At 45.6% G+C, this 16,531-nt stretch carries 16 protein-coding genes; 1 reads left to right on the plus strand and 15 read right to left on the minus strand.

Annotated elements, in window-relative coordinates; translation table 11 throughout:
* Positions 1 to 45: 45 nt before the first annotated feature.
* Positions 46 to 786 (minus strand): CPBP family intramembrane glutamic endopeptidase, encoded by a 741-nt coding sequence (locus tag QZ169_RS09940; protein ID WP_011837537.1) that lies wholly within the window; start codon positions 784 to 786, stop codon positions 46 to 48.
* A gap of 83 nt (positions 787 to 869) precedes the next feature.
* Positions 870 to 2,531 (minus strand): transcription antiterminator, encoded by a 1,662-nt coding sequence (locus tag QZ169_RS09945; RefSeq protein ID WP_011837538.1) that lies wholly within the window; start codon positions 2,529 to 2,531, stop codon positions 870 to 872.
* Between the two features lie 183 nt (positions 2,532 to 2,714).
* On the opposite strand from QZ169_RS09945, the gene QZ169_RS09950 reads away from it, so the two are divergent.
* On the plus strand, positions 2,715 to 3,263 hold the full coding sequence (locus tag QZ169_RS09950) for a sugar O-acetyltransferase (RefSeq protein WP_011837539.1): 549 nt from the start codon (positions 2,715 to 2,717) through the stop codon (positions 3,261 to 3,263).
* Between the two features lie 28 nt (positions 3,264 to 3,291).
* On the opposite strand, the gene QZ169_RS09955 is transcribed toward QZ169_RS09950, so the two are convergent.
* The 13 genes from QZ169_RS09955 to QZ169_RS10015 all read right to left on the minus strand — a co-directional run bounded on the left by QZ169_RS09955 (position 3,292) and on the right by QZ169_RS10015 (position 16,156).
* Positions 3,292 to 4,035: a sugar phosphate isomerase/epimerase gene (locus QZ169_RS09955; protein ID WP_011837540.1), complete on the minus strand. Its 744-nt coding sequence runs from the start codon at positions 4,033 to 4,035 to the stop codon at positions 3,292 to 3,294.
* A 9-nt stretch (positions 4,036 to 4,044) separates the two neighbouring features.
* On the minus strand, positions 4,045 to 5,568 hold the full coding sequence (locus QZ169_RS09960; protein ID WP_011837541.1) for an FGGY-family carbohydrate kinase: 1,524 nt from the start codon (positions 5,566 to 5,568) through the stop codon (positions 4,045 to 4,047).
* Between the two features lie 75 nt (positions 5,569 to 5,643).
* Positions 5,644 to 6,633 (minus strand): amidohydrolase family protein, encoded by a 990-nt coding sequence (locus QZ169_RS09965; RefSeq protein ID WP_033179281.1) that lies wholly within the window; start codon positions 6,631 to 6,633, stop codon positions 5,644 to 5,646.
* 33 nt (positions 6,634 to 6,666) lie between these two features.
* A complete protein-coding gene (locus QZ169_RS09970) occupies positions 6,667 to 8,118 on the minus strand; it encodes a PTS galactitol transporter subunit IIC (RefSeq protein WP_011837544.1) in 1,452 nt (483 codons plus the stop codon).
* 23 nt (positions 8,119 to 8,141) lie between these two features.
* A complete protein-coding gene (locus tag QZ169_RS09975; RefSeq protein WP_004193507.1) occupies positions 8,142 to 9,098 on the minus strand; it encodes a 2-hydroxyacid dehydrogenase family protein in 957 nt (318 codons plus the stop codon).
* On the minus strand, positions 9,091 to 10,122 hold the full coding sequence (locus tag QZ169_RS09980) for a hypothetical protein (RefSeq protein WP_011837545.1): 1,032 nt from the start codon (positions 10,120 to 10,122) through the stop codon (positions 9,091 to 9,093). Before QZ169_RS09980 ends, QZ169_RS09975 begins: the two co-directional genes overlap by 8 nt.
* Before the next feature lie 245 nt (positions 10,123 to 10,367).
* On the minus strand, positions 10,368 to 11,351 hold the full coding sequence (locus QZ169_RS09985; protein ID WP_004193510.1) for a LacI family DNA-binding transcriptional regulator: 984 nt from the start codon (positions 11,349 to 11,351) through the stop codon (positions 10,368 to 10,370).
* 108 nt (positions 11,352 to 11,459) lie between these two features.
* Positions 11,460 to 12,170, minus strand: coding sequence for an L-ribulose-5-phosphate 4-epimerase (locus QZ169_RS09990; protein ID WP_011837546.1), 711 nt, complete (start codon positions 12,168 to 12,170; stop codon positions 11,460 to 11,462).
* Entirely contained in the window at positions 12,170 to 13,033 is an 864-nt protein-coding gene (locus QZ169_RS09995; protein ID WP_002899068.1) for an L-ribulose-5-phosphate 3-epimerase, read from the minus strand. The genes QZ169_RS09990 and QZ169_RS09995 overlap by 1 nt, the downstream gene beginning before the upstream one ends.
* 3 nt (positions 13,034 to 13,036) lie before the next feature.
* Positions 13,037 to 13,702: a 3-keto-L-gulonate-6-phosphate decarboxylase UlaD gene (locus QZ169_RS10000; protein WP_011837547.1), complete on the minus strand. Its 666-nt coding sequence runs from the start codon at positions 13,700 to 13,702 to the stop codon at positions 13,037 to 13,039.
* 53 nt (positions 13,703 to 13,755) lie between these two features.
* Positions 13,756 to 14,241, minus strand: coding sequence for a PTS sugar transporter subunit IIA (locus tag QZ169_RS10005; protein WP_033179219.1), 486 nt, complete (start codon positions 14,239 to 14,241; stop codon positions 13,756 to 13,758).
* Positions 14,242 to 14,390: 149 nt separating this feature from the next.
* On the minus strand, positions 14,391 to 14,669 hold the full coding sequence (locus tag QZ169_RS10010; protein WP_002899074.1) for a PTS sugar transporter subunit IIB: 279 nt from the start codon (positions 14,667 to 14,669) through the stop codon (positions 14,391 to 14,393).
* 29 nt (positions 14,670 to 14,698) lie between these two features.
* Complete coding sequence (locus QZ169_RS10015) at positions 14,699 to 16,156, minus strand: PTS ascorbate transporter subunit IIC (RefSeq protein WP_002899076.1); 1,458 nt, start codon at positions 16,154 to 16,156, stop codon at positions 14,699 to 14,701.
* Between the last annotated feature and the right edge of the window lie 375 nt (positions 16,157 to 16,531).

Raw genomic sequence — 16,531 nt, forward strand, 5'->3', positions numbered from 1 at the left:
CAAAGTGAAAGCCAGCGTCTTTAGGCGCTGGCTGGTGATGTGGGCTTATAGCCCTAGGACAAACCACCCGTTAGACGGGTGGTTATGATTGAGAATATTCAAATAGATGAAACTCCAAATCTCACTCCAATGATTAGCTGTATTCCAAAAAATATGGAAAGTCAAAGGGTAGTAAATGGACTTGGTGTAGCGAAAAATAAAACCTATCACAGCACCAGCCATTGCATAAAAGAAAAAATCAATCCAAGACCAAGGAAAGCCTATAATGTGAAAAATACCAAAGGCTGCTGCCGAAACAAGAACATCCAAGAAATATTGGGAATTCCTGAAATAACTGGTCATAATAGCTCCACGAAAAACCAATTCCTCACGAACAGGGCTCAAAATAGACATCACGAACAAGTGACTGCCCCATACAAATGTGCTAGGATGCGCATATCTAATATCATCTAAGCCTTGTTGATTTGTCGTAACGTAATTAGGAAACCATTGCCAATACTGCTCGTTAAAATACTGAAGGAAATAATAAAGTCCCACTGTTACTAGAATATAAGACAGTTTTATTTTAGAAAATTTAAAGATAGATTTATCACCCCAGCGCCAAAAAGCAAAAATTGAACAGACAATCGTAATTAGCAAAGCAGACAAATAAATCGTCATTTCCAAATCGCTGTAGACTTTTACTTTCCTACCGTTTAAAAAAACTTCAACCCACACGGTTGTTAACATTTTTACTAGAAAAAGTAAAATAATTGGATAGATATATTGGATGATTTTTCTTTTCATATGCAAAATAACAGATTTTTCAGAAAATTAAAACACAAGTCCTCGAAATGTACATTTTTTGTCCGTGAACTGGTAAAATCAGGCTAATTTCCAGTCAAAATCTGCTTTTCGACCAGGTTTTCGATTTGGTACTGGAGTTCCTTGGCTTCTTCGCTATTGGCAAGATAATGCGCCAAGAGCCGCTCTAGCTCACTTCTGAAATCGCTGTGCTGACTGGCTGTCAGGCGATACTTGATAAAGCGGTTGAGCTTGACCACGTCTTCATAGTCGAAAATAGGATTGACCTGCACCAGCGGAAATCTACTGCTAAGCCCGTCGCTGGTCACAATCAGCAAATCCACTTCCAACAGGTCTTCCACGCTCTTAAATTGCTCACTGGTAAAGACCGCGCGGATATAGTCATGCGGAAAATAATACTGGCACTGCTTGAGCAAGAGGCGCTGGACTGCCACCCCCTCATCGCAGACAATATAAATCTGCTTGACCTCCTTGGGCCTCGTCGCCTGCGGCTTCAAAGCACCACCTAGGTGCATAGCCAAGTAGGCAATCTCGTCTCGCGTCAGCGAAATGAGCCAGGCCTCCTCCAAAATCCCCACGCTCTGCTCGGTATAGTGATAAAGCTCAGGATACTTTTGCAGAATGTGCCGCGTCAGCGGATTTTTGGACAAAATGCCGTAAGTCTTGCGGAACAAAAGCGCCTTACAGTGGGTCATGAGATTGCGAATCAGGTCGTCACGATTTTCCAGCTCATAGGGAGAATGCGCTTCAAAATCCCAGATGAAATTGTCAATGGCCAGCTGCAAATCCGCGAAATCTTCACTAGTTGCATGTAAATCCTGGTCTTTTCGATAAGAAAGCAACAAAACCGCAATCCAAGACAGCTCAATCTCATCCAAATGCAAGCCCAATTTTTCGTCCAGCAAAGTCTGAAGCTTCTTAGCCGTGCTGTATTCCACGCGCTTACGAATAAGAGAAAACTCGCGGTACAAATCGTCCCTCTCCTGCTCGCTCAAGGTCATATTACGGTAGGACAGCAGCAGATAAGGCAGAACCTTGAGCATAAACTCGATTTCATAGCGATTGATTTTCTTGCCCAAGTCCTGCTCGATAAAATGCACCTGCTGGTTGAGAAAAATTTGTAATTCCTCGGACAGCAGCACATCTTCCTGCACAAACTGCTTGATTTTACTTCCCAAAATCGGCATAAAACCGCTATTGCCCTCAGAAAAAATCGTGGTCAACAGAGCGTGAACGTACTGGACTTTATTGAGCGGGTGGCATTTGAGAACATAGCCCTGCGACTTGGTTGTAATGAGACTAACCTGATACTGCTCGACCGTCAGCTGGCTACGAATGGTGTTGAGGTCGTTGAGCACTGTATTACGCGACACCTCGGTCAAATCCATGAGCTTTTCAATCGTCACGCGCTCTTTCAAGACGCAGATAAAGAGAATCATCAGCTGCATGCGCTCTTCCATACTCATGACATAGCTGTGAGCATCCACGCTTTCAAGCAAGGCTTCACAAGCCTCTCGTTGTTCCGCTGTCAAAACCAGTCCGACCCGCGGCTGGCTGACAATCTTGTCCACTCCTTGAGGCAAAGCGTCGTTTATTTTTTCTAAATGATAATAAATTTTGCGGCGCGATTGCCCTGTGGCACGAGAAATCGCCATAATTGTTTCAGGCTCTGTCAACTGCAAAAGATAGTTGAGCAAGACAGAGCTGCTTTTATCTAAATAAATCATTTGCTTTTCTTTCCTTTAAACTTCCTTTCTAGTATATCACAACCGCTTACAAAATTGAAAGATGAAGGATTTTTCAGCTACTTGGAAAGTCTTGTTTCCCACTCCCTTGCATGTTATAATAAAAGAAAAAAGGAGCTCTCCATGAATCTTGAAGAACAACAGTAGCATATTCTTTCGGGTGCCATGTACAATGACTTGACTCCCGAGTTGGTCGAAGCACGCGAAAAAACGGTCTTTCTGACCAACCGCTACAATGCCAGTTTTGGACAGCCTGCTAGCGAGCGGCAGGCTATTTTAAAAGAAGTGCTTAAATCCGTCGGAAAAAATGCCCATTTTGAGCCGACTTTTCGTTGTGAGTTCGGCTACAATATCAGCATCGGGGACAATTTTTATGCAAATTTTGACTGTGTTATGCTGGACGGCGGCGGTATTGAGATTGGTGACAATGTCCTTTTTGGACCGCGCGTCGGACTCTACACGTCCAATCATGCTCTGGATGCTTGGGAGCGTAGTCAGGGGGCTTGCTATGCCAAGCCGATTAAGATTGGCGACAATGTCTGGCTAGGTGCTGGCGTTCATGTCAATCAAGGTGTGACGATTGGAGACAATAGTGTCATTGGCTCAGGGAGCGTCGTGACCAAGGACATCCCAGCTAATGTTGTGGCGGCTGGCGTTCCTTGCCGCGTCATTCGACCAATCACTGACCAAGACAAAAGCAATTATCAACCATAAAATTGAGGTAGGTGAACCTACCTCAGTTTTATTTTTCCAGCAGCCGCGCGATGTCTGCTTCTAAGTTTTCCAAGGAAGTTGGATATTCTAGGGCAAGATAGCGCACATGGCTAAAGCGCTTCATGAGGCTAGGAGCATCTAACTCACCCTCAAATAAACTAGCAATCTCCACTTGACCATTTACACGACGGTAATTTTTGCAGTGGAGGTAATCGGTAACTTCTGCCAAGCTAGCAAAAGCCTGCTCTATATCTTCTCCCAGCCAAGCCCAGTTGCCAAGGTCAAAGACGAAAGCAATAGGCAGGTCTGCTGCGCTGACCTTGTTCATCATCAAACGGCAATTCTTGATACTGGCATAAAGAGAGTCTTGGTTATTTTCCAGCTTAAGTCCGACAGATGATTGAAAACTAGGCGCCAACTCTGCCAAAGAAGCCACCGAAATCTGACCGGCATCGCCCGTGTTTAATTTGACAAAGGGAGCGCCCAAGAGCTCCGCTTCCTGCCGCAAAGTCTTAAGTTTCGGATTGACCCTATCTCCTATGACAAAATCCTCATTGACACTGTAAAAGAGCGACAGCCCTAGCTGGTCGGCTTTTTTTCTGATGTTTTTTAACTCTACATCAATATCCCCTAAAAACTCTCGCCGAATTTCAACCCTTGAAAGTCCTAGCTCTTTGACGCTTTCTAGCAAATCTTCTTGCTTGACTCCCCTGTCTAATTCTTCCTTAAAAGCAATCGTGTTGATAATCAATTCTTCTCGCTTTATTTTCATCCTAACCCTCTATTCTAATGTCGTCCGTAGCTGACAAAGCTCTGCCCAAGCAGGCTCCATGGCTGCAAGCAAACTTTGGTAAACGCGATATTTCCTTTGGTAAAGCTCATGTTCCTTAGACTGAGGCTCAAAGCGCTCCTTGACCCGAACCATTTTTTCGACAGCTTCTTCTAGGCTCAAATCATCCACCGCTTGCAAGCAAGCAATGGCGCCGCCCAGACCCCCCAATTCTGGCGCTTCAACCGTCTCTACTGGGATATTTAAAATATCAGCGAACATCTGCATCCAAGCTGGCGAATTTGTCGCACCGCCTGACAAGCGCAAAGCGCGCGGTCTTTGCTCAACCGTCGCTAGCAAATCATCGATATGCTGCTTGTGCGCATAGACAATCCCCTCATAAACCGCCCGAATCATCTCTGACTTGCTGGACTGGGTTGTCAGACCAAAGAAACAAGCCTCAGCAGCTCTGCCGATATTGTTGCCATAAAGAAAAGGGAAAAAGAGAATCTTGCTGTAAGAAGCGTCCGTCTCCTGCAAAAACACTTCCAGTACATCGTAAATAGAGGAATTTGAAGCCTTGAGATGTTGGATTTCCTCCATCATCAGCATTTTTATCATAGCATCCAAATTGCCCGCCGAAGTTGGGCTGCCTGCCTCTATCAAAAAATCGCGATTGGGAAAATAAGAGTGCATCAAGCCGCTATCTTGGCTGACTGCCGTCTTGCTGGGATAAGTATTGATATTCCAAGTGCCTGAAATCACGCTAAAAGTGCTGGCGTCTAAGACTCCAGAGCCGATTGCGCAAGCATCAATATCAAAGAGCCCACCAACCACAGGCGTTCCTGCAAGAAGTCCCGTTGCTGCGGCAGCTTCTTGGGTCAAGCCACCAACAAGCTCTGCATAGTCCACTTGGGGCGCCAAAAGCTCGTACATTTCTTCAATACCAAAGAAAGCCGTAATTCTTTTGTCGTAAGTGCCCGTCTGGAAGTTAATCCAGTGATTGCCCGAAGCATCTCCTATCTCTTGCTGAATACGCCCAGTCAGCTTGAAGCGGACATAGTCCTTGGCCGACAGAATTGCCCCAATATTCTGGTAAATCTCTGGTTCATACTCTTTGAACCAGCGAAGCAAAACGGGATTTTGCACGGCAGCAACATGCTGGTGCGTCAAGTCCCAGATTTCGTCTAGCCGCTCCTCAAATTCTTGAGCCAGCTCGACCGCTCGCTCATCTGTAGACAAGATACCGCGCGTAAATTCCTGACCGTTTTTGTCCAGCAGATAGAGGCCTTTCCCATGACCAATACAGGCAAGAGCGCTGATGTCTTCTGCCTTAAGCTGGGCATTTTTGACAGCTTGCCTCATAGCCTGACGAATCCCCTGCCAGGTCTCTTTCAAATCCACTTCGCGATAGCCTGCTTTTTCCTCAATCTTCTTGGTACTAAAAGCAGACTGCCCTAATTGTCGCCCTTCTTCATCAAATACGATTGCCTTGATATTGGTGCCCCCATAATCGATACTTAAAAAATATTTCATTTTTCTCCTCCGATTTCAAGTATAAAAGAAGCTGAGATTGCCTCACAGCTTCTTTATGAACAAGCACATGCGGCTTTAGTACAAGCCTAATTCCTTAGTCGCTGCATCAACCGCTTCACGGTTTGCTTGAACAGCCGACGGCTTAAAGTAAACGCGCTCTGCATTATTGTAGAGGACATCTTCTAGCTCTTCTGGCGTGAAAATATCCACGTGCTCCAGCCAAGTTGCCAACTCTTCATAAGTGTTAAAAGTAGCTGACCAAGGCGAATCTGTGCCCCAGATGATGCGCTTCGCTCCCAGCACTTCCTTAGCAATCCGAACATTCTTTTCAGATTTAGGGAATGGGAAAGTATCTGGACGGTCAATATCTTGGATAGCAGAAATATCTGTGTAGATGTTTGGTAAATCTTTCCACATGCTGAGTTCCGCCTGCAGACGATTTGGTGTATCTGCATGCGGGAATGACAAATGGCAGACAACAAAGTCAAGGCTTGGGTGCAAACGAGCAAGATTGGCAATAGCATCCGGCTGGTGGCTGATTTGGTCAAAGTTGCCATAGTCCACAGTGATAACGAAGCCTGGATAATCCAGCAAGTAGCTCAAAATCAAGCTGACATGCGGGTCGCTGTCCAAGCGGAAAGGCGTCTTTTGTCCACGATAGCCGTGGATACCACCACCTTGGCTGATTTCAAATTTGAGTGCTCTAAAGCCCAGCTCTTCTACATGACGGCGAACAATCTGCATGGCATTTTCAGCAAATGGATCCACCGAAAATGCGCCTGTAAAGCGGTCTGGGTAGCGCTTAATCGCCAGATGAGTATAGTAGTTTTGATAGCCATTCAAGTGTCCTTGCAAAATCACCGCTTTCTCAATATCATTGGCATCCATGTACTTCAAGAAAGCCTCTGCTGTAAAGTCCTTGTCGCCATAGCCGTCTGGAATGAGCTTAATCAATTCGCCGTCGTCCCAAATGGCATAGCCATTGCCCAGAGCATTCAGTCTGCCCTTGCCGTTAAAACCAGCAATGGTATTTAAAATATGTGCATGTCCGTCAATTTTCTTCATGATACAGTCCTCCAAATTCAAATCTGTCATTCATTAGTCTTCGCTAATCATAATCTTTTCTTTACTTCCTTCAAAGCCACTATTTTTATCTGCCATTTTCCGCAAATAAGCGTAGATAGACTCGCGTTTTGTCCGTAGGAAGAAAAGAGACACTAGGTAAACAGCAATCGTCACGCCAATCCAAAGCGGATTGCCCGAAATCCAAGCAAAGAAGACGAGAGCCGTCAAAGGGTGAGCCAAAAGATTGAAACTCATAATCAAGACCACTCCTGCTGGCAAGACCGCTCCATATTGCTGCACAGCTTCCGTATAAATTGGACCGAGGGCGCTGGCCGCATAAAGTCCCAGTGAAAACCAAACGATTCCGTTTAGGATCGCCTTGAGGATATTTCCTTTTGATACGGCAATCATGGCTTCAATCATAAAGGGAATAGCAATCAAGTCAACGACTGGAAGCGCGCGGTTGCCCGGCAAAATCAAGGAAATCAAGACCATGATTGGCACCAGAATGAGCCCCGCAATGATAGTGGCAGGTTCACCAAAACCAACTCCGTCATCCACTGCGATAAACCAGCGTTTCTTGTCTGCCAGTCCGTCTTCTTCTTCGCTTTCTTTTTTCTTGTTCTTTTCGACCGCTTCAGCCAGAGGTCCGAAAGCGCTTGCAAAGACGCCTGTAATCAAGGGGAAAATGGTCATAACGGCTGCAAGTGACATGGCAAAACCTAGAATGCCACCCCAGACTTCCAAACTCGCCAGATTTTTCAAGCTACCGAGAATCCCGATAATCATCCCCAGCAAGAAACCGAGAGTCATGGGTTCTCCGAAAATTCCCAGCTTGGTTTTCAGCGATTCTGGATTGAGTTTGACCTTGTTAATACCGATAAGGTTCCACAGCGGATCCAATACTAAGGCTGGAATCAAGGTTTCGATATTGTGAATAGAGTTGATTGTTGCATTTTTGACTCCGTAGTATTCTGACCAGCGCTCTGCTACCACTTCTGACATAATCAGTGAGTAAAGAAGGACAAAGACCATGAAAGCAAAGGAGAGGATAAAGTTTCCTGTTGCCGCATAAGCCATGGTTCCCCAAATCATGTAACCGAAGTTATTCCAGAGATTGGACGGTACAAAGACCCGCGTAATCCCAAAAAGGAAAAGAAGCAACTCAATCAGCAGACCAAAAACGAAGAAGGACAGACCGATTGAAGAAGAGAAGGCAGTCAGAGAACCCGTTTGCCAACCGATGTCAACGATAGGCAAATTGAGCCCTGCTGTGTCAACCATTTGCTGGATGTACTTGGTTACCAGCGGTGTAAAAGCAGAGATGACCCAGCCAAATCCTGTCAAACCAACCCCCGCGCGCAGGGCACTGAAAAAAGCGCGCTTGGGACTGACTTTCAAGAACAGACTAACAATAAAAATCATTACTGGCACAACGATTGTTGCACCAAAAACATCGAAAAATTTTTGTAAGGCTTCTAGCATAGTTTTACCCTTTTTCCTTTATTTTATTTGTTTACGACATTGACAGGGTTCCCTTCGAAGAAGGAAAGAATATTCGCTGCGGCTTCTGCTGCCAAGGTACGGCGACCTTCAATCGTTCCCGTTCCTGCATGCGGCGCCATGATAACATTGTCCAAAGCGCGAAGCTCTTCAGAAACTTCTGGCTCAAACTCAAAGACATCCAAACCAGCTCCCGCTATCTCTCCAGTTTTAAGCGCTTCAATCAAGTCTTCTTCAGACACAATCGGACCACGCGCTGCATTGATTAGATAGCTTCTGTTCTTCATTTTCTTGAACACTTCTTTGTTAAATTTGTGGTGAGTGGACGGTAGAGACGGAGCATGAATGGTAATGACATCAGCCTTCTCAACCAAATCATCAAATTCCACATAGCTAACGCCCAATTCTTTTTCCCTCTCCTCTGGCAATCGATAGAGGTCGTGATAGAGCACTTTCATCCCAAAAGCCTTGGCGAAGCCAGCCACAGTTGAACCAATACGCCCCATACCGTAGATACCAAGCGTTGCGCCCTCAAGTGTCAGCCCTTGATAGCGTCTTTCGCTCGGGTCAATCCAGTTTCCTGTACGGACAATCTTGTCATAGAAGGCTAAACGTTTGGTAGCGGCTAAGAGAAGGGCAAAAGTCATTTCAGCTGTTGGTACCCGCACGGCTTGCGGCGAATTGGAGACCACAATCCCTTTTTGTTTGGCGTATTCGATGTCCACATGGTCAAAACCAACCGCATTAAGAGAGATGATTTGCAAGTTTTTCCCCGCATCGATCATTTCCTTGTCCCCTTTTTGCCCCATTAAGAGCCAAGCGTCGTACTCAGGCAAGTGTTCCAGCACATAGTCGCGTGAAAACGGCTCCCCGTCTGAGTAGGTCACATCGTACTTTTCCATTAGCTTGACCAAGCCTTCCTTAGGCACAATTCCCGTCACAAGAACTTTCTTCTTAGGCATTCTTTTCCTCCTTTTGTAGTTCGTAAAGAGCAACTGTATTTTTCCCATTATTCGCCGAAAAGATATAGGATTTTCCAGCTTTTTCAAAAGCCAAACAGTTGCTAGAAGCAACTTCTGGAGCAATCATGTGTTCCAGAAAACGTCCATTTTCATAGGTAAAAGCAAGCAAGTGCTTCTTCCCTGAGCGCCAGCCAAAGACAAAGGTTGGCTGACCGAGTAAAGTCCCCGACCAGATAGCGTGCCCAAAAGGCGTCGCTTCTGGATAGGCAAATAATTCCTCCTTAAAATCTTCTGACAAAATTCGCAAGCTATCGCCATGGAAAGCCTGGATAATCATATTTTCCAGACGACCGTCACCGTCCATGTCCAACTGCACAATATCGCTCGTTTCTTCATCAAAGAGCTGGGTCAAAGTCCAGTCAGACGCACCCTGCGGATAGTCCAAACGATAAATCCCTTCCACCGCTGTGATAAGCGAGTAATGCTCCGCGTGAACAGGATAGTAACCGTGATTTTTCTTGAGCCGAAGTGGCAATTCTTCTACATTTGTCAGCTGCCTTACCTGTTTATCAAAATGACCGACAAAAATTTTCCCGTCATCCGACCAGTCCTCGACAAACTGCTTGGAATTGGCAATCGTACAACCGATAAAAAGAATAGCTCCACGCTCATTGTCAACTAAATCAAAGCGATGCAGATAAGGAAAAGCCCCCACTTCCGTGATTGTCCACTTGCCCTCGCCCTCGAACTGTCCGTGAACAATCCAGCAATCCTTAGCATCAAAACCGGGATAAAAGCGCTGGGTTGCCAAGAAATCCAGCGTCCCTGGCACTTGGATAATGGACATGGTGCCACCAACCTCGCTCCAAACCACCGTCCTTGCGAAATCGCGATTGACATCATAGGCCAAGCAGGCATTTTCGGTCTCCGAAGCCACCAAAAGATAGTCGTTAGCGCTATCGGTCAACCTTGCAACGGCATAGCAGGCATCCAAGGGGTCGCTTAATATTGTTTTACTATTCACTAGGTCTCCTTTCTAGACGAGCAATCAACCTTTCACTGCGAAATTATTTTCAAACTCTGGGCGAAGCGGTTAACTTATTTTCAAAAAATAAAAGTGAACTACGTTTCCCTTATAAAATAATGCTTTAATTTATGGTTAACCGTTTCACTTTTCTACTGTTATAGTATACACTATTCTCTTTAGAATTGCAAGCGGTTTCAAAAAATATTTTAAAAAAAGTATCCACTCGCGCGAATACTTCATTTCTAAAAAGAGCTTCTAAGAACTGTAAAGCTAGGAACTACAAGGAGTTGAGCAGGTTCCGCCGCTAGCTCTCCTCTTAATTTTTTGATTAGATGTTCTGCTGCCACTTGACCAATTTTATAAGAATCTTGGCGAATACAGGACACATTCGGATTTAAAACCTCCATCCATTCCAAATCCTCGTAGGAACCCAGACCAAAATCACGGGGATAGCTGTAGTCGGTCTTGTTCAAGATTTTCATAAAATCAAGCAGGGCTGGGCCGTTCATGGTGAAAAAAGCGATTTTTTCTTGCCTTTGCTCAATCAACTGAAGAATTTTTTGAGCTGTCCCGTCTTGTCCCAAAACCAAAAGTTTCTCTGGGTCAGCCGAAACCTCTTCTTTAAAGCCCTGATAACGCATTTCCCGCGTCGAAATCCCCTCAATCGGAAAGGTGACAAAGTAAATGTCTTCATAGCCTGCCTTCTTCATTTCTGCCAGAAAAGCCTTGGTCGAGTTACGATTATTAGATACAACCGTGTCCAGCGTCACTTCTCTCGATTGCCTGTCCACTAGAACCGTCCGCTTCTTACTCAGCTTTTGAATCAGGAGCGAATTGGCATCCACCGTATCGAGAATAATCCCTGAGACATTCTGCTGCTGAAGCCGCTCGATATTTTCCTGCTCAATCAGCTGGTCATTGTCCGAATTGGTAAAGTTAACCGTGTAGCCGTATTTCTTGCAAGTGTCATGAATTCCTTTGATAACTGAGGAAATGAAGGGGTTGGTGATATCCGCAATCACAACGCCAATCGTCTTGGTGTCTCTGGTCACCAAACTCTGCGCCATTTTGTTGGGTTGATAGCCCGTTTCTTCAATGGCCAGCCGGATTTTCTCCCTCGTCTCCAAAGACATTTTCCGCATATTTCCATTTAAGTAATAGGAAATCGTCGCCTTGGACACCCCAACCAAGCTAGCAATATCATTGATTGTTACTTTTTTTGTCATTTTGTTCTTTCTAACTCATCAAATTGCATTTATTATACCACTTTAAAAATCAAGATGCCACTTAAAACCAACACAAAAAAGCAATCCCTGGGACTGCTCTTTGTTTTTTTAATGACTAGCGCCTTTTTGCCCATAGTAAGCGTTCGGTCCGTGTTTGCGCAAATAGTGCTTGTCCATCAGATATTTAGGTGCTGGCTCGACGCGTGGATTAATCTGCTCTGTAAAGCGCGCCATCTTAGCCACTTCTTCCAGCACAACGCTATGATAAACTGCTTCTTCCGGTGACTTACCCCAAGTGAAAGGGCCGTGGTTGCGCACGGTGACACCAGGCACTGCCATTGGGTCAAGGTCGCGCTCGCGGAAGGTCTCAATAATCACACTGCCTGTTTCTAACTCGTAGGCGCGGTTGATTTCATCCTCAGTCAGAGAACGAGCCGCTGGAATGGGACCATAGAAATAGTCTGCATGAGTCGTCCCGTAGAAAGGAATATCCCGACCAGCCTGAGCCCAACCAACAGCTTCTGTCGAGTGCGTATGAACAACCCCGCCAATCTTAGGGAATGCTTTATAGAGTTCCACATGGGTTGGAAGATCAGAGGAAGGATTGAGTTCTCCTTCTACAACCCGGCCGTCCAGATCTGTAACTACCATATTTTCTGGCGACAGCTTTTCATAAGGGACTCCGCTAGGTTTAATCACGATGTAGCCAGCCTCTCGGTCAATCGCAGAGACATTGCCCCAGGTAAATTTGACCAAACCGTGCTGGGGCAAGGCTACATTGGCATCATAGACACGTTTTCTCAATTCTGGTAAGAGCATTACATCAACCCCGCTTTCTCAATGAGTGGATAGAGGAAGTCTTTAGCTTCCTGAATGGCTACTTTTGTTTCTTCTACTGTCTCACAGTTTTCAGACCACATTTCGATAAGGAAAGGCCCCTGATAATTGGTCTGCTTGAGGACAGCAAACATTTCTTCCCAGTCAACGCAACCCTTGCCAAAAGGCACATCTCGAAACTGGCCTTTGGACTGCTCGGTCACGGCATAGGTATCTTTCAAATGCAGGGCTGCAATAGCTTGATGCCCCAGCAGAAACTCACTGTAAAGGTCATTGTGCCAGGCAGAGACATTGCCTGTATCCGGATAGACAAAGAGATAAGGCGAATTGATTTCTTTCGCGACAGCCAGATATTTCTCAATGCTGTTGATAAAGGGATCATCCATAATCTCAATCGCCAGCATGACCTGAGCCTGCTCCGCCCAATCACAAGCCTGGCGGAGATTTTTCAGGAAACGAGCACGAGTTTCAGGAGATTTCTCCTCATAATAAACATCGTAGCCTGCTAGCTGAATGACCCGTACTCCCAAGTCCTGAGCTAGCTCGATACACTGCTTCATAGTTTCCAGTGACTTAGCTTCCAGTTCTGGATCATTGGAGCCCAGCGGGTAGCGGCGATGGCCGCTAAAGCATATGGTCGGAATGCGGACGCCGCTTTCATAAATGGCCTTTACTAACTCCAGCCTCTGCTCCTTAGACCAGGAAAGGCGAGCTAGACGTTCGTCCGACTCATCCACCGACATTTCGACAAAGTCAAAGCCTAGTTCTTTAGCAAAAGCTAAACGCTCAGGCCAGGAAAAATGCTTGGGTGTCGCCTTTTCATAAATTCCAATTGGACGTGCCATGGCTTACCCCCAAATTCGCTTGATTTCATCTTTAAAGGCCCGCGCAGCAGCAGCCGGATCTTCAGCTTCAGTAATACCGCGTCCAGCAATGAAGGTGAAGACATCAACTCCTTCAAAGAGTTTGAGCGTATCAATATTCAGACCGCCTGTTACTGATACACGGAAGCCCATTTCAATCAGCTTCTTGACCTTATTAAGATCCTTTTCTCCCCAAGTTTCCCCAGCCAAAAGAGCGTCGCGGGATTGATGGTAAATAGCCTGGGAAATACCTGCATCCAGCCAAGTCTGAGCTTGTTCATAGGTCCAGTCTCCGTAAAGTTCAACCTGAATTTCCCCACGTTGGCCGCGCTCTTCCTGGATAGCTTTCAAGGCTGCCTTCATGGTTGGAATGGTGGCTGAGCAAATACAGGTCATCCAGTCTGCACCACGTACTGCATTGTTTTTAGCTACGGTTCCGCCAGCATCCGCACACTTGGTATCAGCCACGATGATTTTCTCTGGAAAAAGACTGCGGAGCACTTCAACGAGCTCGCTTCCCACCTGCAAGAGACAGACCGTCCCAGCCTCAATGACATCTACTTCATGGCCGACAGAAACAGCCGCCTTGATGGCTCCCTGCAAATCTGAATGGTCCAATGCTACCTGTAAATTTGGAATCTGTTTTGACATCTTTTTACCTCTCTTCTTAGTTTCAATCATATCCTAGTCTCTCTGAGCATCCATCAGGAATCCAGATCCAAGCCCTGCAAGTAAGGACTGTTCTTTGATTCCTCTATCAGAGCCAGCACTTCTTCGTCACTCTTACAAGCCTTAATCCGCTCAATGGAATTTTCCAGCTCAAAAAGTGCAATAATCTGCGGAATGGCTACACTGGTGTGAATCTTGGAGCTGGTAGCCGCCAAAGAAAGCAGAACACTGACCTCCTTACCATCTGAAAAAGTGACTGGTTCTGTCAGCGTAATCAGGGAGAAGGCGTCGCGATTAACCCCAGCTTCTGGTCTGGCATGAGGCATCGCCATGCCCGGCATGAGAATGTAATAGGGCCCATATTCTTCTGTAGACTCGACGATGGCATCGTAGTACTGAGGCTGAACAGCACCGCTCTCAATCAAGGGCTCTACAGCCAGTTTGACTGCTTCCTGCCAAGTCTCAGCTGAAAGACCCAAACGAATAGACTTGTTGTCTGTCAATGCTTGTTTTAAATTCATTTCTCTTCCTTTCATTAGATACAAGGGGCATCCTCAATCCTTTCCAGAATTTTAGCCCCCGCTCAATCTCACAATAGATAATAATAGGAAGGTGGGGCAGCCTAACCACCCCACCCTAACTGAGAACCCATCTTCATAGATAGAAATTCTTACAATACCTGACTTAATTTTTCAGTGATTTCCTTATCATCCATCAAGTTATCCAAGCCGATTAATTTTCCATTGGTTCGGCCTTCCAATTCATTGATCAAATGCAGAGAAGCAATGACAATATCGTAGCCCGAAGCTAAACTTTTAGCTTCTCCGACACTGCAAGAATTGACCGTAAAGTCTGTTTGTCCCAAATTACGAAGTGCATTTTCCACTTTCATTTTAATCACCATAGATGATCCCATGCCATTTCCGCATGCTGTTAATACTTTAACCATTTTAGTTTCCTCCGAAATCTTATTTTATATTAATCTTCTGCCTGTACCTGACCTTGATAGTAGGCTTCCTTATCCTTCGCTCTAGCGAATTGCAGCTGAGGAATGAGTAAGAAGAAGAAGCAAACCAGAGCATAACCGATAATACCCAGATATTTGAAGATGTAGCCAAAGCCTAACCATGGAATTTCAAAATCGATATTACCGTGATATCCGCCATAAGAAGCCAAGCCCAGTAGAGCCACACAGAGAGCACCAAGGGCTACTTGCAACACACCAGAAATGAACGATAGGACAAGGGCTGCTTTCCAGCCACCACGTTTATCAGCATAGACTGCAATCGCTGCATTGTCAAAGAAGACAGGAACGAAACCAGTGATAATCAGGATTGGATTTTTGAAAACAATTAGCAGTACAATGGTAATCAGCTGACCAACCAACCCAAAGGCAAAGCCAGAAAGAACGGCATTTGGTGAGCCAAATCCATAAGACGCTGCCACATCCACCGCAGGGAAGGAACCTGGCAAGAGCTTGCTTGAAATACCTTGAAAGGCATTAGTCAGTTCTGATACGAACATGCGCACCCCTTGCATGAGGATGAAGAGATAGACAGAGAAGGTAAAGGCTGTCTGAATGATATACATATAGAAGTCTTGCTTAGCAGGGTCAAATGGTGTACCAGTCGTAATAACTTCTTTGTTGGCCATAACATCTGGTCCCAATACTAAGAGGATAGCACCGAAGAAGACTAGCATCAAAGTTGCAGAAGCAACAACTGTATCATGGAAGATAGACAGGAACTTAGGCAGCTTCAGATTGTCCAGATTTTCTTCTTTTTTACCAAAGAAAGGCGCAACCTTATCAACGAACCAGATGGCAAATTGCTGCTGGTGACCGATGGCGAAACCACCACCGCCAGTCAAACGCTGAGTTGCTTCAACAGTCATATTGGAGCTAACAGCCCAGTAGAGACCACAGATGAGGCCGATAGCCAAAGTTCCCCAGCTATTGCGCAGCTGCGGTACCAGCAAGAGCACCATCAGTGATACAGTAGCAGCCTGCTGAACCATGATATGACCAGTGATGAAGAGAGTCCGAATCTTAGTGACCTTACGGAAAGCTACTAGTAGGATGTTGAAGCCAAAGCCAATCAAGAGAGCTGTTGTAGCTGTTCCGACAAAGTTTGGAAACTCTTCCGCAATCTTTGTATTCGCCGCTGTCAATCCAAAGTAAGGATCAATCACCGCCGCCCCGATTTTGAACTTAAAGTTCAGGGCTGCCAGAATTGGTCGGAAAGTATTCACCAGGCCGGCTGCTCCGGCATTAAGAATCAAATAGCCGACCGTTGCTTTAATGAAGCCAGCGAACACATCGTGGGCCGGTTTCTTGAGCAGTGCATAACCGATTAGCACCAAAAGGCCGACGAAGAAAGCTGGATTTTGCAGAATGTTCTGCGAGAACCAATTTAGAATATTAAGAAGGATATTCATGGTAACTCCCCTTTATTTTTTATTTTTCTTATTCTTATAGATTTATTATAAATCTTGAAAGCGGTAACAAAAAGACCAAGAATTACACAGGCGACTGTTCACTCTTGGACTGTCAAAAAAATCTGCCCATAAGGACAGAAAAAAGTAAGAAAGTGAGCATCGCTGCTCCTAAGTCCGACTGCGCCTCTGGCTTGTCTCATTAAGTTTTAGCAGAACGTAGTTTCGCTTATGCTCAAACTGCATCTATGCCTCTAAGCTCTGCTCGACTCTGCTAGCTGGCAATCACTAAGAAATTAGCGGAACGTAGACTTCGCTTGCGTTCAGTCTGCATCAATGCCTCTAAATTCGACTGCGCCCACGGCTTGTCTCATTAAG

The organism is uncultured Streptococcus sp., assembly GCF_905372115.1.
In the GTDB taxonomy this organism is placed as follows: Bacteria; Bacillota; Bacilli; order Lactobacillales; family Streptococcaceae; genus Streptococcus.

Bases quoted from the DNA above. Each gene is read 5' to 3' on its own strand.
- QZ169_RS09995 (WP_002899068.1), bottom strand. From the start codon at position 13,033: ATGGCACGTCCAATTGGAATTTATGAAAAGGCGACACCCAAGCATTTT.
- QZ169_RS09975 (WP_004193507.1), bottom strand. From the start codon at position 9,098: ATGCCTAAGAAGAAAGTTCTTGTGACGGGAATTGTGCCTAAGGAAGGC.
- QZ169_RS10005 (WP_033179219.1), bottom strand. From the start codon at position 14,241: ATGAATTTAAAACAAGCATTGACAGACAACAAGTCTATTCGTTTGGGT.
- QZ169_RS09955 (WP_011837540.1), bottom strand. From the start codon at position 4,035: ATGAAAATAAAGCGAGAAGAATTGATTATCAACACGATTGCTTTTAAG.
- QZ169_RS09970 (WP_011837544.1), bottom strand. From the start codon at position 8,118: ATGCTAGAAGCCTTACAAAAATTTTTCGATGTTTTTGGTGCAACAATC.
- QZ169_RS10015 (WP_002899076.1), bottom strand. From the start codon at position 16,156: ATGAATATCCTTCTTAATATTCTAAATTGGTTCTCGCAGAACATTCTG.
- QZ169_RS10010 (WP_002899074.1), bottom strand. From the start codon at position 14,669: ATGGTTAAAGTATTAACAGCATGCGGAAATGGCATGGGATCATCTATG.
- QZ169_RS09950 (WP_011837539.1), top strand. From the start codon at position 2,715: ATGTACAATGACTTGACTCCCGAGTTGGTCGAAGCACGCGAAAAAACG.
- QZ169_RS09990 (WP_011837546.1), bottom strand. From the start codon at position 12,170: ATGCTCTTACCAGAATTGAGAAAACGTGTCTATGATGCCAATGTAGCC.
- QZ169_RS09965 (WP_033179281.1), bottom strand. From the start codon at position 6,633: ATGAAGAAAATTGACGGACATGCACATATTTTAAATACCATTGCTGGT.
- QZ169_RS09985 (WP_004193510.1), bottom strand. From the start codon at position 11,351: ATGACAAAAAAAGTAACAATCAATGATATTGCTAGCTTGGTTGGGGTG.
- QZ169_RS09940 (WP_011837537.1), bottom strand. From the start codon at position 786: ATGAAAAGAAAAATCATCCAATATATCTATCCAATTATTTTACTTTTT.
- QZ169_RS09960 (WP_011837541.1), bottom strand. From the start codon at position 5,568: ATGAAATATTTTTTAAGTATCGATTATGGGGGCACCAATATCAAGGCA.
- QZ169_RS10000 (WP_011837547.1), bottom strand. From the start codon at position 13,702: ATGTCAAAACAGATTCCAAATTTACAGGTAGCATTGGACCATTCAGAT.
- QZ169_RS09945 (WP_011837538.1), bottom strand. From the start codon at position 2,531: ATGATTTATTTAGATAAAAGCAGCTCTGTCTTGCTCAACTATCTTTTG.